Raw genomic sequence first — 14,903 nt, forward strand, 5'->3', positions numbered from 1 at the left:
ATGAAAAACATAATCGCTTGTATTGATGGCTCTCAGTCGACGATTTCGACTTGTGAGGGAAGCGCTTGGGTGGCGAAGACGCTTGATGCACCGCTTGTTCTGTTTCATGCGCTTGATAAAACAACACGCCCAGTTTTAAGTGAATTCTCAGGCCAAATTGGGCTAGGTAGCCAAGAAGAGTTGCTCGATGAATTAGCGAAACTCGATGAAACACGCAGTAAAATCATGCTAGAACATAGCCATAAAATGCTCGATTCCGCCTATGAATGGGCATGCCGTGACGGCGTCAGTAACGTCAAAAAATTGCAACGACACGGTAGCTTACTAGAGACCTTATCCGATCTCACTAGCGAATTACGAGTATTAGTCATTGGAAAGTCAGGCGAGCATCACAGCAGTAAGAATATTATCGGATCTCAATTAGAAAGCGTCATTCGAGCAGTAGATGAACATATTCTCGTAGTTAGTGATCACTTCAAAGCCCCTCATTCCTATATGATCGCCTTTGATGGTAGTCCAATTAGTCAGAAGTTAATTGATAAGGCCACTCGAACCCCATTACTAAAAGGACTGCCCTGCCACCTCACGACGATTGATGAGTCATCAACCAAAAGTGTTGCGTTTGAGCAGGCGAAACAACAACTAAAGAGCGCTGGAATGGAAGTGACAGCAGCATGTCTCAATGGACCCATTGATGAGGCCCTACTCACCTACCAGCAACAACATAAGGTAGGTATGATTGTCATGGGTGCCTATGGGCATTCCAAGCTAAGGCAGGTGTTTGTCGGCAGTAATACAACGAAAGTATTGGCAAATAGCGAGGTGCCCTTATTGCTCATTCGATAACGAACGGCATATGTAGGCAACGAATTTGAAAAGTCTCAAGCGTCGTTAAGCGCGCGTTTTGGAAGGTCATCATTAAAGGGGAAGGCGACGAGAAATAATCGCTTCCCCAAACGATACTTAGCCGTTCGAATTCATGACGCTCGCATAAGCCACAAGGAAGGCTTGCTCTTGATATTGCTTAAGACCCGTTTCTTTAAACGGAACCGCAAGTGGGTTTCGTTTCAAGCGCTCTTTAATTTCTGTTGCAGGCACAACATCAACGGAAATCCCATCGATCAGTTGAATCGCCGCTTCAAGTTTAAAACCAACAGCACCACCCGCGAACTTACCTTTGGTCTGGCGTTGGCGAATCACAACGTTTTCAACCTGATAATCTTGCATTAATTTAGCGAACGAAAACTGAAAATCTTTCATTTTTTGAGTGTCGTTTGCATCACCTATGGATACTTTTGCCACTCGGCAATCAAGAATGGTAAACACTCCGTCAGATAGTGACAACAGGCTTACAATTGCATCATTACCACTAATTTCAACACCACAAATTTTCATTTCATTACCTTGTTTTTGATGAACCTGCGATTATACGATGCGTTGCCACTGTGTACCAGTATAAGGTGCGAATCAACCAACTCAAAGTGACCACTAAACCCGCTATACGTCTAAAGCTACCATTAAATACCCTTTGTCTAATACACTAACGCCACTCGTGCTAGCAAGTGGCGTGGTTTAAATGATATTCATCGTGAGCGAGTATTAGGCGGCTTCTACTTCCTTCACAGGAGCTGGATTACGAATCAAGAAATCAAATGCGCCTAAACTTGCTTTCGCACCCTCGCCCATCGCAATAATAATTTGTTTGTATGGCACTGTGGTCACATCACCCGCCGCAAATACACCTTTCATACTCGTCGCGCCATGCGCATCAATTTCGATTTCGCCACGCGGCGACAATGCAACGTTGGTGCCTTTCAGCCATTCACTGTTTGGTACTAGACCAATTTGAACGAAGATACCTGACAGCTCAACACGCTTAATTTCATCCGTATTACGGTCTTTATATTCAAGACCAGTAACCCGCGTGCCATCACCCAGTACTTCCGTGGTTTGAGCCATCGTAATGATCTCAATGTTAGCTGTGCTGTTTGCTTTGTCGATCAATACTTGATCAGCGCGAAGCGTGTCGGCGAATTCAAGCACGGTAACATGCTCAACGATGCCAGCTAGGTCAATAGCGGCTTCAATACCTGAGTTACCACCACCGATAACCGCAGTACGCTTGCCTTTGAATAGCGGGCCATCACAGTGAGGACAGTAAGCCACACCTTTATTACGATACTCTTGCTCACCCGGAACGTTCATTTCACGCCAGCGTGCACCAGTACTGGTAATAACAGATCGAGCTTTGAGTACTGCGCCACTTTCCAATACCACATGCGTGTAGCCGTCTTCGGTATCTTCTGCATCAATGATGGTTGCCGCGCGTTGCTCTGTAATCACTTCAACCCCGTACTCTTTTACATGCTCTTCTAAGCTCGCTACTAAACTCGGGCCGGTAGTGGATTTCATTGAGATAAAGTTTTCAATTGCCATGGTGTCCATGACTTGACCACCAAAGCGATCGGCAACCACACCGGTGCGAATGCCTTTACGCGCCGCATAGATAGCGGCAGATGAACCCGCAGGACCACCACCAACAACCAGAACATCAAAAGGTGCGGTTTCATTAAGTTGGTTAGCTTTCTTTTCAGCGGCACCAGTGTCCACTTTATTCAAGATTTCGTTTAGCGACATGCGACCCTGGCCAAACAACTCACCATTAATGAATACACTTGGCACCGCCATAATATCGCGCTGCTTCACTTCATCTTGGAATGCTGCACCGTCAATCATAGTGGCATTAATCAGTGGGTTAATGGCTGCCATCATATTGAAAGATTGCACCACTTCTGGACAATTTTGGCATGATAGCGAGATAAAAATCTCAACATCAAGTGGCGAGTTGAGCTGCGCTACTTGCTCAATCGTTTCTGCTTCAAGTTTGATTGGGTGACCACCTGTATGCAGCAGCGCGAGCACAAGTGAAGTAAATTCATGACCCATTGGCAGGCCAGCAAAACCAATTGCCGTGCCTTTTTCTGGATTAACAACGCGCATCACAGGCTTTCTCGGACTTGCAGCATCGTCACGAACGACGTCAATTTTGCTGCTTAGTGATGCGATGTCATCGGCAAGAGACTGGATCTTACTTGCTGTATCACTGTCATCAAGGCTGAGAACCAATTGAACTCGGGTTTTTACGTTTTCTAAATACGCTTTTAGCTGCTGCTTCATTGCTTGATCTAACATAACGATACCTACTCTATAAGACTGCTTAACATCAGAAGGAATTTAAAAAGGGATGAATAAAAAAGAGACCCTTTTGATGTTTGGTTAATAACTATATTTACTGTTTAAGGGCTGCACGCCCCCACTTTTATGTGCCAATGGTAGAGACAATAAAAGCGACAGTGGGGCGTGCAACACGGACTCGAATTTCTGCTAACGCTAACGGGTTGTTAGCGAGTACTTGGCGGGCTTAAGACGCCAGCTTAGATTTTGCCAACTAGGTCTAAAGACGGAGCAAGTGTCGCTTCACCTTCTTTCCATTTTGCTGGGCAAACTTCACCCGGGTTAGCCGCTACGTATTGCGCTGCTTTGACTTTACGCATTAGGTCTTCAGCGTCACGGCCAATACCTTCAGCTGTGATTTCCATGGCTTGGATAACACCTTCTGGGTCAATTAGGAACGTGGCACGGTCTGCAAGACCTTGGCCTTCACGCATCACACCAAAGTTGTTCGTGATATTGCCTGTTTGGTCGCCCAGCATGTAGTAGTTGATTTTGCCGATTGTGTCAGAGCTGTCGTGCCATGCTTTATGAGTAAAGTGCGTGTCTGTTGATACTGAGTACACTTCGACGCCACGCGATTGTAGCTCTGCGTAATGGTCTGCAAGGTCACCAAGCTCTGTTGGACAAACAAACGTGAAATCTGCTGGATAAAAGAAGAAGACTGCCCACTTACCTTTCACGTCTTGCTCTGTGATTTCTACGAAATCGCCTTGTTTGAATGCGGTTGCTGAAAATGGCTTGATAGTCGTGTTAATCATAATGTCGCTCTCTCTTAACGTGTTATTTTTTAGAAGGTTAAGCGCTGTTTTGCGCCGATGGAGGTATATTGCAACATTGGAGAGTTTTAGGAAATTCGTCTGTTCCTATCTATTTGATAGGAGTTTCCTATTAAAGGAGTGCGGTTTGAGAGAGAGTGAGTTGTAACACTCGACAACACGCTATTCCATATTGTCCAAATTCTGTCATTAAGCAGAAATCAACACAGGACTGTACAAAGTCGCTTGGTGATCACACTGACGGGGTAGATCGTCGTAACGTAGATCTGCCCCAAAGTGTGCTTGGCCCCCAATAGAGGAGTATTACTAAACCTAATACGAACCTCTAATACAGATTTGTACATAGCTTGATGATCGATAGTTCGAGCAGCTTTGAGTTGATATACATTCGGTTTTATAAGGTGATGTACGGGTTTGAACCGTAGGTAAAGCGTTATGTGCCAACACAATCTCAGTTCTAATTCACTACAACTTTTGACGGTTTATAAGAGCTTGTTTTTACTTTAAATTATTGTTTTACATCTATTAATTTGATGGTTCTTCCTGTTGCTGTTAAAATGAAGCTGTGTGTTTTAGTAGGTGCATTTTATGAAGCTTGAAACTCGTATTAGACAATCGATAACACATCGTAAAGATGCTGTTTTTTCACGTTCAGACTTAGCTTCGCTTGGTAGTCAATCTCAAGTTACTTTCGTTTTATCTAAGCTAGTTGATAATGGCGAGTTGTTGAGAATTTCACGAGGGTTTTATGCAAAAGCTCATTTTATGGGCGGAGAGGTAAAAACCTGTGCTCCTGCAGATCAAGTGGTTAGAGACACTTTGAAAAAGCTAGGCATACAATTGTACGGCAATGCAGCTAAAGAGCTAAAAAACGCCAAACCAAAGTCCACTTTAGTTGTTGAAACAAAGTCTTCGCGTACGGAAAGAGTTTTGAAGTTTAATGGTATAAAAATCATACTTAGAAGCCATAAGAAAAGTCAGAGTGATAAGAACCGTGATGTGGAGTCGGTCGAGAGAATACCGAAAAAAAATATTAGAGAGTACGTGTTAGCACTGGCTAAGCTCCATAATGTTTTTTACACATACAGTTCAATAGATCAATTTGCCGATTCGGTGACCTCATTGGCAGGAGATGAGGTTAAACATGATCAAGTTGAGGACTTACTAGTTGCATTAAAAAGAGCTGGAAAGCTATCAATGCAACAAGTTGCTTCGTTATCAGTTAATTATCTAAGGGAACGTCATGCCAGTCTTTGACCCTTTTTTAGACTTTGAGGAAAACGGCTATTTACAAAATAGGTTCAAAGAAAAAGATCCTAATGTAATTAGAGAACTAGAGCATACGATGTTTCGTGCTGGTCTAGATGACGCATTAGAATACCTATCAAAAAGAGAAGAGATTGCATACAGTGACTTCCTAGAGGTCCATCGAATATTATTCTCAGAAATTTATCCATGGGCAGGTAAGGATAGAAATGAGTTAGTGCCTGATAAAGCTATATCTAAAGCGGGCGTTAAGTTTTGTCACCCTATGGAAATACAGCTTTCAATTGATTACGGGTTGCGGTTAGGTCAAGACAAAGAGTACATGCGGGCTAATCCGGGTGAAGTTATGGGCTTATTTGCCTATGGTCACCCTTTCCTAGACGGAAATGGTCGTACAATGTTGTTAATTCATACTGAGTTGTGTCACCGAGCAGGTTTCTCGATAGAGTGGGAAAAAACGACGAAGTTTGAATACTTGACTGCCTTGAGTAAAGAGATTGAGAAGCCAAGAGATAAATCTTTAAACGCATATCTTTCTCAATTTATAAGCTCATCTAGAAATCGGGATTCATGGGGCGGTTCAATTAAAAGTATAAAAGGACTAGATGGTGTCGGTGAAACGAATAATGTTGATGGCGATTATTCTGATGAACAGGTCTCTCGAGAGTATTTAGCGTATAAATTGGAACGAGAGCGAGTAGAGTAGCTGTTACTAAGTGCACCATAACAAATAAGGATTAAGCGCTACGAAGCCAGTGCTTAATCCGATTGTTGAGCAAACCTGCCTCTATCTAAAATTTTACCAGTTGCCGTAGACCGCCTTACCAAGCGGCTTTCCAATACCTAAAGTTATCCGCATCTTGCTAAATTAGTTGACCACTACAATCTTATTCATATAATTTTGATTCTCCTGAATTAGCACTTGGAAATCTGGTAGGGTTTCTTCAGGTGTATTGTGCACAACTTGTTAAATCATCACCAAAAATACATAAATGGTTCGATGAGTTTCAAGCATTGGATATTGAGACACCGATGGCAGCAAGAACTACGGAAGATATTAAAAGGCAATGACAGCAACGCCATTAGCCATCGCCACTTAGTGGTAGGGCAGCCTAAAATTCGCTTCACGCACAGCTGTCGATTATGGCGGAGTTAGGTGACAGGGGCAACTTGAAGTCATTTATATTAGGTATTGCGATTGGTACAGCCTATTTAGGCTATGACGGAAATAGCCCCGCTAATCAGGACGTCATATCATTAATCACACACCGTGAACTGGTTAGTCGTAATATAGGTGTTGATGATAGACACAATCAAATCAGCTTTACTTTTTCGATAGGCATTGCTGTCACCTAACAAACGAGTAAGGCACGATTCGCCTTACTCGAAGTAATCCATAAATATCTAAATTAGTAGATTCACTGACACGGAATTGTCCAAAAATGAGTTTCAACGTGCGGAAAGTCACAATCGCAACAACGGCAGTATGATTAACGAAGCGGCTTGGAGAATAGTAAAGCCATTACGCATACTATTGAACTCATCGCACCTTGCTCAACTTAACCTCTAAGGTGAGCAAGATAGAATTTTTTGCTGATACTTCGGATGGGCTTGTTTATAAGGCGGGGCTATTGACATGAGTCATGTCAAAGGCTTACTTTTCTGTTAACGCAACACCATCGAATTGAATACCGGCCCAACCGTGTTGGATAAAGTTACGAATGTTGGCGTGATCGCTGCCATTGGGATTCTTTAAAACGTCATCACGATAGAATTGACCAAAACAGGCCAGCGTAGATGACTCACCTAATCCCTGTATCTGAGCAAAAGCAAAAATCTTACAAGACCCATTATTTTGGCCTGCTTGGTTTTCGGTTTCTCCGTTTACAAAGCTGACTGGGTTAAAATCAAAATGTTCGTCAATCACTTGCATCGTCTGTTCAAACATGATTTCATTCGGCTTTGTCGCCAGCAACTCTAAAAATTTATCCATATTATCTCCTCCCTCTCTATTGATAAGAAACTGCACTATATCATCAGATAAATATAAGGTGGCGATACAAAAGCAGAAAAACTTGTGACGGACAGTTACGATCTCGCCGCTAGCTTATCACTTGGAACAGCCCCTTTGCTTTGCCACAAAAGCACACGCCCCAATTCGCTAGGCGATATTGGGGCGTGTAACCGGCTCAAACTTCCGTTTAAACTCATTATTAGTTAGTTGGTATTCGCTAACTTAAGATGCTCGCTTAGATTTTGCCAACTAGGTCTAGGGATGGTGCTAATGTCGCTTCACCTTCTTTCCATTTTGCTGGGCAAACTTCACCAGGGTTAGCCGCTACGTATTGCGCTGCTTTGACTTTACGCATTAGGTCTTCGGCGTCGCGGCCAATGCCTTCAGCTGTGATTTCCATGGCTTGAATCACGCCTTCTGGGTCAATTAAGAACGTTGCACGGTCTGCAAGACCTTGGCCTTCACGCATCACACCGAAGTTGTTGGTGATGTTGCCTGTTTGGTCGCCCAGCATGTAGTAATTGATTTTGCCAATAGTGTCTGAACTATCGTGCCATGCTTTGTGAGTGAAGTGAGTATCTGTTGATACTGAGTACACTTCTACGCCACGTGCTTGAAGCTCTGCGTAATGGTCTGCAAGGTCACCCAGCTCTGTTGGACATACAAATGTGAAATCTGCTGGGTAGAAGAAGAAGACTGCCCACTTACCTTTCACGTCTTGCTCGGTGATTTCTACGAAGTCGCCTTGTTTGAATGCGGTTGCTGAAAATGGCTTGATAGTCGTGTTAATCATAATGTCGTTCTCTCTTAACGTGTTCTTTTTTAGAAGGTTAAGCGCTGTTTTGCGCCGATGGAGGTATATTGCAACATCGGAGAGTTTTAGGAAATTCGTCTGTTCCTATCTATTTAATAGGTCATTCCTATCAAACGTAACCATGCGTTATTTAAAAGTCAGTCGACGACAGTTTTTGACCGATTCAAACTCTGACAAACCAGAAACATACTGCTAACTACAGGACTCAGCACACAGCTGCCCAATAGTGGCTTTGCTTAATCTGGAAGCGTAAATCAATTCCATGCCGGTGTGACACGAACAGTAGCCGCCCATTGACCGCCGTAAGCAGGAGGTGAACTTAGGCAAAGAGCGTCTTTGTCTACAGAGGAAAGTAGACTTGATAAAACAAGCAAACGTCTACCAAAAATAGCCACATGCTTGTTTACACTAAAAGCACACAACAAAGATGCAATCTAAGTTTGTAAGTATCATACTATTTATACCTCTTTAGTCTAATTCTTCAAACTGAACGATCCCGATAAGATCTAAGCACTACTCACAAAGTAGCCGATCATCCTATAGAGAATTCAACCGGAAACTCAGCCCTCTGGTTTTGATTACTATCTTTATATTCCGCAGCGCTCACCCGCTGCGTTTTTTTTGCCCTTCGAAAGCCCTGTGGTAAACCAATACGCGAGGCTTGGCATCACTAATCCTATAGCTAATCCTGTAAAGCCCCCGAAACCAATTACCTCATGCCATGCCATGCCTAAAAACGTAAATTTTATGGCGTTATCCGCACTATTTTGAACGTGCGACAGCCATTAAAGCGAGCAAATTGCTGCAGTTCTAATTCTAGCGCCTCCATAAATACTGCGGTTTCTTTCAACGTTAACTCTAGAGCCAAATGCAACACTTCAAGGATCTCCGTTGCTTTGTTGACCTTACAGTCCACTCTTGCCACCAGCTCCCCAGCCCACAATATCGGTAAACAAAAGTAACCAAACTGGCGTTTTTGTTTTGGTACGTAACACTCAAGAAGATAGTCAAAATTAAATAAGGCTTTAATACGCTTACGTTGAATAATGCAATTATCGAAGGGGGATAGAATAACAGCCTTGGCTCGTGATAGTGGCTGATTCAGCAAGGAAAGAGCAGAAGATAGTGCAACATAACGATCCCCTTCAACATTCACGACAAGGAGCTCCCCGTCTTCAATCATGGCATCAACCACACCACTCACCGCCGTATTTAACCCTTTGAGTAGATAGGTCATTTCGCTCACCCGCCCAAGACCATTGGCCTGCAAATATTGCATCACTAAAAAGCGGGCATAGTCATACTCGGAAGGGACATTAACATCCGAGTCAGCCGGAATAACGCGTTCAGTTAAATCATAAACCTTATGAAAATTATGGCGCGCCGTCACCATAAGATCGCCTTGCATAAACAAACACTCTAATGCCTGCTTAGTGGGTTTACTGCCCCACCCTTTTTTACTGTGACGGGCCCCAGAGAAATCCTTTGCCATTAATGGACCTTCAGTTCTAATTCTCTCGTGAACCTGCTGCATTAACTCACGGTCATCACGATACCAATGACGTAATCGTCCTTCCTTAAAGGCGAGTTTACGGAACAAACTAAAGCGATAATCACGTATAGGTAAGTATGCGGCGGCATGGGACCAATACTCAAAGATATCTCGTGTTTTTGTTAGGTGATCAATGTGCTCTGGCTGGTAACGTCGGTTTCTATTCCATAAAGTATGATGATGGGCGCGTTGAACAACCGATATCGTATCAATCTGCACATAGCCTAAATGTTCAATCGCAGACAAGGTGGCGTGGTGGGCGGTGCCTTTTTGCTGCTTCGAAGGTAATTGCTGTGACAATAACACCAGTTTTCTTGCTTCTGGCATCGATAGTGCCTGCGAATTTGCCATGCATACTCCCTTTATAGCGCGCTTTGAGCATAGGCGCTCAACTCATTAGAATCGCTACTTGTCATTATTGACGACGACCCGTTGTCAAAAAATGAACCCAATCCAGACGTCCTTGAGCGCGGGCGGCCTCAACGGCTTTCGAGACATCATAGGCCACTTTATTGAATGACACATCCCAGCTTCCCTCTGTGGTTTGCGAAATTACCGCATAAGAGGCCATAGGCGAATACGTTTCCATTGCGTGTGGGAACGGTTCATCATCTTCATAAGCCGGTAAACCTACGCTTCCTGGGTTGACGATACATTGCCCAGTCGATACTTGAACACAGCGAGGTAAATGTGTGTGCCCGCAAAGAACGATAGGGGCCGTGATACCCGCCAATAGATCAATAATTTCGGCATCTTCGCGAACCACGGCTCGTCCAGAAGAGGCATCCTCTAAAAGATAAGTCAGGTCATCACTAGGCGTACCGTGACACGCATAAATATCAGCAGGTAATGAAAGTGGCCGAGAGTCGGGTAAAACACGAGAATCGAAAGGAAGTTGCCTCATCCAAGTAAGGGGTTCTGCCCCTAGATCTTGCAAGATAAACGGCATCGTAGGATTAGATTGCACGTCACTGTGCGTGGCTTGATAGATCTGTCTATCTTGGTTACCGCAAATTGTCAGTGCGTTCAATGTCCGTAAATATTCATACGTTTCACGAGGCGCGATAGGCCCATAAAGTATATCGCCCAAGTTAATAAAATCATTGACTCCTTTTGCGCGAGCATCGGCGACCACCGCTTTTAAGGCATACACATTACTGTGAATGTCTGAGATCACTGCAAATTTTTTCAACAACACACTCCTTGTGTTTTTGCGCCTACCTTAGCGCGAACTATTCAGTTTGGTCAGAGTTCAACATACGACTGACTTTATGTCCGCAAGCAAAGCTCACGACGGCAATGGTGACAAAGCTCATCACGGCATAAGCACTACCGACCCACTTCGACACGCCAAATCCCCAAACGAAACTAAAGACCAAGCCGTTAAACGCCTCTGGGATCCATTGGTAAATAGGGAACTGAGAGCCCTCTACAATAAAAAAGACACTCAAAAACAGGGCGATCAGTGCGAAAAGCCCACCCACGATATTATGACGATGAATACTCACCCGTTCCCCTTTCGAATCTGTCGTTTTATCAAAAATTTCATAGGAGACAGTCTACTCTGAGATACGCCATTGCTCAAAAATAACTATCCACTTTCGAGAGTTAGAATAATAAAGCGGGTGAGTGTGAATAATAAAATGGGTTGGGTATCAATAATCCCTTGGTTTGCACCAGCTAACCTGAGACAATCGCCGATGGAATTCTTATATCAAACGGTTCATTATGAAACTTTTAGTTCGCAACCTAGCGCGCACCACGACAGAGCATGAAATTCGTGTTCTTTTTTCAGAACATGGCTCTGTGGGCGAATGCACACTCGTTCTAGACCAAGAAACAGGTCAGTCTAAGGGCTTTGCTTTTGTTGAAATGCCAAACGACGATGAAGCTAAAGCAGCTATCGCGGCACTGAACCTTAGCGACGTTGCCAAAAGCAAAATCCGAGTAAAACGCGCAGAAGGTTAAGCTTAACGCTTTGTCTCGCTAGCCTTAGCCATGAGACGACATTAACGTTAGCATGCTACGACGCAAAGAAAAGCCAGTCATTATGAAATTAAAATGACTGGCTTTTTTATTGAATATCGAAAGCTAAAACGCGCATTACTTGATCGTGTGTTAACTCGCTCCGTAGCGAGTGTAAGCCGTTAAAATTCGACTGTGTACAGAACTAAAAATATAGAGATGATAGCGTCGGCAAGAAGTCAGACCCGACACTGTAGAAATGAAGGACGCTCGTAATTTAGCTCACTAAAACCACCCGCATTTACAACAATAATAAGTAACCTAGAGAAACTCATTACTACTCAGCAGGAAGAACTACCGCCTCATTTGTAACAGGCGCTAACGTCCTCTTATGGGTAATTCGCTCAGCATCGTAAAGCATATAACCACTAAAACCTTCAGTACCATTAACCTGGGTAATCACTATAGTGCCTTTAAATCCAAGCTTGCTCAGCCGCATTACCAATAGTTCCGGAGCTTGTTCAAAGACAACATTTAAAAACGGTAAGTACTCATCTAATACCGAACCGTTTTGGTTAAATATTTCCATCGCTTGAGCGAGGTGGTCACTATCAGTAAGTTCAATGATTTCAGCAATTCGTTCCAACAACATCTACTATTCAATTCCATTTTAATCAGGCATTTACATCATAGTCTCGGATGTTACCCCATTCAGACTGATAGGTTAACTGTATTAGATCAATTTGCATTCATTACCTATTGAAAAACATCAAGTAAACAAGACGCGCGCAATCACCATGACTATCACTTTCGCACCGATATTAGGCATTAGGCTTGTAAAAACGATAGGGTCGCGAAACATTAGGAATGAAAATGCGGTTAAGACACTTCAAACCGCCCCACTAATTGATCAAGTCTAGAAATAGCATTTTGCATCAGTGTTGTCCTTCGTGCGAGCTGTTGAGATTGATGTTGAAGTGTATCTGTTGAATTCGCCGCTTTTTCCGCCGTTGTCGCATTGCTAGAACTCATGCTGGCAAGATCAGTGATCGCTTCAAATAGTGAGTTCACCGAAAGTTGCAGTTGTTCATTCTTATGCGAAGCATCGATGAGCTGAGAATTACTCTCCACATTTCGAATGCCTTGATGCATTGTACCCACTGCTTTTTCTGACTGTTGGCGTAATTGATTCATGAGTTGCCCAATATCCTGCGCCGCATTGGCGGTTCTATCCGCTAATACTCTCACTTCATCAGCCACCACAGAGAACCCTCGTCCGTGCTCACCAGCACGAGCCGCTTCAATCGCTGCATTGAGCGCCAACAAATTCGTCTGTGCTGTAATATCAGTAATGAGCGTCACGATATCGCCAATTTTTTCCATTTCAGTATTCACATCATTCACACTGGTCGCCGACGCCTGTACGATCTGCTTAATTGACTCTGCGCTGTCTCGAGCTTTAACGTATTCACTTTGTGCATGCTCAACCGAGTCAGTCATCAATCCATGCATCTCATGCGCATTATCATTTGCTGACTGTATTTCGTTACCTTGCTTACCAGAAAGTTCAAGCAAGTGAGAAATTGAATTGGCGGTGTCTTCACTTGAACTCGACAAACGTTGGCTGCAGCGGAACATCGACTCTGAAACCTTATTCACTTCTCGACTCGCATAAACTAGCTCAAGTACCACCGTTTCTAAATTATCGATAAAGCTGTTTGTCCACCGTCCCAGATCACCGGTTTCATCAGACTTGAATTTCGACGCGTCAAGTCGCTGTGTTAAATTGCCGTCTCCTTCAGCAAGGACTTTCATCACCCCTGTCATCTGCTCGAGACTTTTTACCAACGGTCTAGCGGTCAGTTGCTGGAACAACACGGTCATTGCCAAAGCAAACACCAAGGATACACCCGCGCTCATATAAGCTGACCACGAAAGAAAATATTGCAATACAACAGGGAGAGACGTCACCAACAACACAGATAGAAAAAAGTGCGACGTCAATCGTCTTGTCACAGAGCGATGACGATGCACTTCCTCTAAATCTGATTCACACATCATGCCCCATTTATCCATTGAGCCCGGCAACGAAAATGTGACACCTTTACCTATTACAGGGATATGTCGATAGTCTGAATAGCCGGGATAATCGACAAATAGATTACGTCCATGACGAATCGTCTCTCGTACCCCCGGATGCAGCTGATTCGTCGCTGGATCATTGAATATGACCTCAAATTCCGTGTGATTTCGTATTTTCACTTCTCCCCAGTCCGTAGAAATGCCTTGTTTTAAATTTTCACCATGAGAAAACGTGGCATCTTCAAATCGAGACCGAGAAAGCGCTGAGCCTTGTGGGATACTTGGGTCAAATTTCGCCTCCACCATGAACAGGTAGTTATCACCTGATTCTGTGTAAATATGCCCGGCTTCACGTTGAATTAAATCGCCTAAAACATCGTTAGGCACTCGGCCACACAGTACTTTCTTTTCGCCGTCACTAAGCAAGATGGGCTGATAGAACATCAGTGTTACGGCATCGTGAAATGTCGAGGAAGATGGACCAACAGCGGTGGTCACTGGATCAACATAAGGTCCATGTAAAAACGGTTGTGAGCGACCGAGATCGAGCGCTTTGGCTTGGGTAACTTTTTCATTGTTCTGAGGAAGATAGGTGGAATGTGAAACTCTGCCTTCGTCATTGACAACAAAGAGCTCAGAAAAGTCACGGCTTCGACTCAGCAGCAATGTTAAAGCTTCCGAGTATTCCTGCTCCGACTTTGATGACAAATAGAATGCCGCATCCTCCAGAAAGCGCCACTGATTATTTGCCCACGTCGTCAGGAGCTTGACTCGTGTCTCCGCAATACTTTCAAATGTTTGCTCCAGCTCTACCTGACGTCGTCGGTTTGCAAAACATGACATCTTCATAGCGACCTTGCCGGTTTTCCCTAACCACGGTAGCCAATGTCTTTCTGAATGAGTTAAATCCATGATCAATTCCCTTTAATTGCGATTTACTGACTACTTTGCAATTTACGTACCTAACTGAAATATATCGATTTTTTAGATAGAATAGAGAAAAAGGTGAGCTAAGGCACTAATCTGGGGAGTTTCATAGTCTCACGCGCACCAACAAAGTGCGAAGCGGGCACCATGTTGGCTCAAGAATCGCATTTGTTTATAACGACGAGTTCGACGAAACCCTTGTTACGACGATAAATTTAGCTAAACAGGACCTGTAATACTCCAGCAGTTCCAATAAACATACCTCCAATAAAC

15 protein-coding genes are annotated in these 14,903 nt (G+C 43.7%); 5 read left to right on the top strand and 10 right to left on the bottom strand.

The features are described 5' to 3' along the window. On the top strand, window positions 1-846 hold the full coding sequence (locus tag M9196_RS13705; protein WP_250618086.1) for a universal stress protein: 846 nt from the start codon (window positions 1-3) through the stop codon (window positions 844-846). Window positions 847-963: 117 nt separating this feature from the next. On the opposite strand, the gene M9196_RS13710 is transcribed toward M9196_RS13705, so the two are convergent. The 3 genes from M9196_RS13710 to ahpC (M9196_RS13720) all read right to left on the bottom strand — a co-directional run bounded on the left by M9196_RS13710 (window position 964) and on the right by ahpC (M9196_RS13720) (window position 3,992). Then, the gene (locus tag M9196_RS13710) at window positions 964-1,395 is read right to left on the bottom strand and encodes a DUF3010 family protein (protein WP_250618087.1); all 432 of its coding nucleotides are present in this window, start codon (window positions 1,393-1,395) and stop codon (window positions 964-966) included. Window positions 1,396-1,599: 204 nt separating this feature from the next. Next, window positions 1,600-3,192 carry an alkyl hydroperoxide reductase subunit F gene (gene ahpF / locus M9196_RS13715; protein WP_250618088.1) on the bottom strand — a complete coding sequence of 531 codons (1,593 nt, stop codon included), beginning with the start codon at window positions 3,190-3,192 and terminating at the stop codon, window positions 1,600-1,602. 242 nt (window positions 3,193-3,434) lie between these two features. After that, a complete protein-coding gene (gene ahpC / locus M9196_RS13720; RefSeq protein WP_250618089.1) occupies window positions 3,435-3,992 on the bottom strand; it encodes an alkyl hydroperoxide reductase subunit C in 558 nt (185 codons plus the stop codon). 606 nt (window positions 3,993-4,598) lie between these two features. Between ahpC (M9196_RS13720) and M9196_RS13725 the strand changes: the two genes are divergently transcribed. The 3 genes from M9196_RS13725 (at window position 4,599) to M9196_RS13735 (ending at window position 6,632) form a co-directional block, all read left to right on the top strand. Beyond that, window positions 4,599-5,267, top strand: a complete 669-nt coding sequence (locus M9196_RS13725) for a type IV toxin-antitoxin system AbiEi family antitoxin domain-containing protein (protein WP_250618090.1) — start codon at window positions 4,599-4,601, stop codon at window positions 5,265-5,267. Continuing rightward, complete coding sequence (locus M9196_RS13730; RefSeq protein WP_250618091.1) at window positions 5,254-5,982, top strand: Fic/DOC family protein; 729 nt, start codon at window positions 5,254-5,256, stop codon at window positions 5,980-5,982. The genes M9196_RS13725 and M9196_RS13730 overlap by 14 nt, the downstream gene beginning before the upstream one ends. Window positions 5,983-6,446: 464 nt before the next feature. Beyond that, a complete protein-coding gene (locus M9196_RS13735) occupies window positions 6,447-6,632 on the top strand; it encodes a hypothetical protein (RefSeq protein WP_250618092.1) in 186 nt (61 codons plus the stop codon). Window positions 6,633-6,930: 298 nt separating this feature from the next. Here M9196_RS13735 and M9196_RS13740 read toward each other — a convergent pair whose 3' ends face one another. The 5 genes from M9196_RS13740 to M9196_RS13760 form a co-directional block, all read right to left on the bottom strand. After that, window positions 6,931-7,269 carry a HopJ type III effector protein gene (locus tag M9196_RS13740; protein WP_250618093.1) on the bottom strand — a complete coding sequence of 113 codons (339 nt, stop codon included), beginning with the start codon at window positions 7,267-7,269 and terminating at the stop codon, window positions 6,931-6,933. A gap of 256 nt (window positions 7,270-7,525) precedes the next feature. After that, a complete protein-coding gene (gene ahpC / locus M9196_RS13745; protein WP_250618094.1) occupies window positions 7,526-8,083 on the bottom strand; it encodes an alkyl hydroperoxide reductase subunit C in 558 nt (185 codons plus the stop codon). A gap of 766 nt (window positions 8,084-8,849) precedes the next feature. Continuing rightward, window positions 8,850-10,007 carry a winged helix-turn-helix domain-containing protein gene (locus M9196_RS13750; protein WP_250618095.1) on the bottom strand — a complete coding sequence of 386 codons (1,158 nt, stop codon included), beginning with the start codon at window positions 10,005-10,007 and terminating at the stop codon, window positions 8,850-8,852. Between the two features lie 64 nt (window positions 10,008-10,071). After that, window positions 10,072-10,848: a metallophosphoesterase family protein gene (locus M9196_RS13755; protein WP_250618096.1), complete on the bottom strand. Its 777-nt coding sequence runs from the start codon at window positions 10,846-10,848 to the stop codon at window positions 10,072-10,074. Window positions 10,849-10,888: 40 nt separating this feature from the next. Further along, window positions 10,889-11,164, bottom strand: a complete 276-nt coding sequence (locus M9196_RS13760) for a hypothetical protein (protein ID WP_250618097.1) — start codon at window positions 11,162-11,164, stop codon at window positions 10,889-10,891. Between the two features lie 220 nt (window positions 11,165-11,384). On the opposite strand from M9196_RS13760, the gene M9196_RS13765 reads away from it, so the two are divergent. Beyond that, complete coding sequence (locus tag M9196_RS13765) at window positions 11,385-11,624, top strand: RNA recognition motif domain-containing protein (RefSeq protein WP_250618098.1); 240 nt, start codon at window positions 11,385-11,387, stop codon at window positions 11,622-11,624. 334 nt (window positions 11,625-11,958) lie between these two features. Here M9196_RS13765 and M9196_RS13770 read toward each other — a convergent pair whose 3' ends face one another. Both M9196_RS13770 and M9196_RS13775 read right to left on the bottom strand, forming a co-directional pair. Beyond that, a complete protein-coding gene (locus M9196_RS13770; RefSeq protein WP_250618099.1) occupies window positions 11,959-12,273 on the bottom strand; it encodes a hypothetical protein in 315 nt (104 codons plus the stop codon). A gap of 227 nt (window positions 12,274-12,500) precedes the next feature. Next, a complete protein-coding gene (locus tag M9196_RS13775) occupies window positions 12,501-14,615 on the bottom strand; it encodes a methyl-accepting chemotaxis protein (protein WP_250618100.1) in 2,115 nt (704 codons plus the stop codon). Between the last annotated feature and the right edge of the window lie 288 nt (window positions 14,616-14,903).

Origin of the sequence: Vibrio methylphosphonaticus (assembly GCF_023634655.1) — a bacterium.
Taxonomy (GTDB): domain Bacteria; phylum Pseudomonadota; class Gammaproteobacteria; order Enterobacterales; family Vibrionaceae; genus Vibrio; species Vibrio methylphosphonaticus.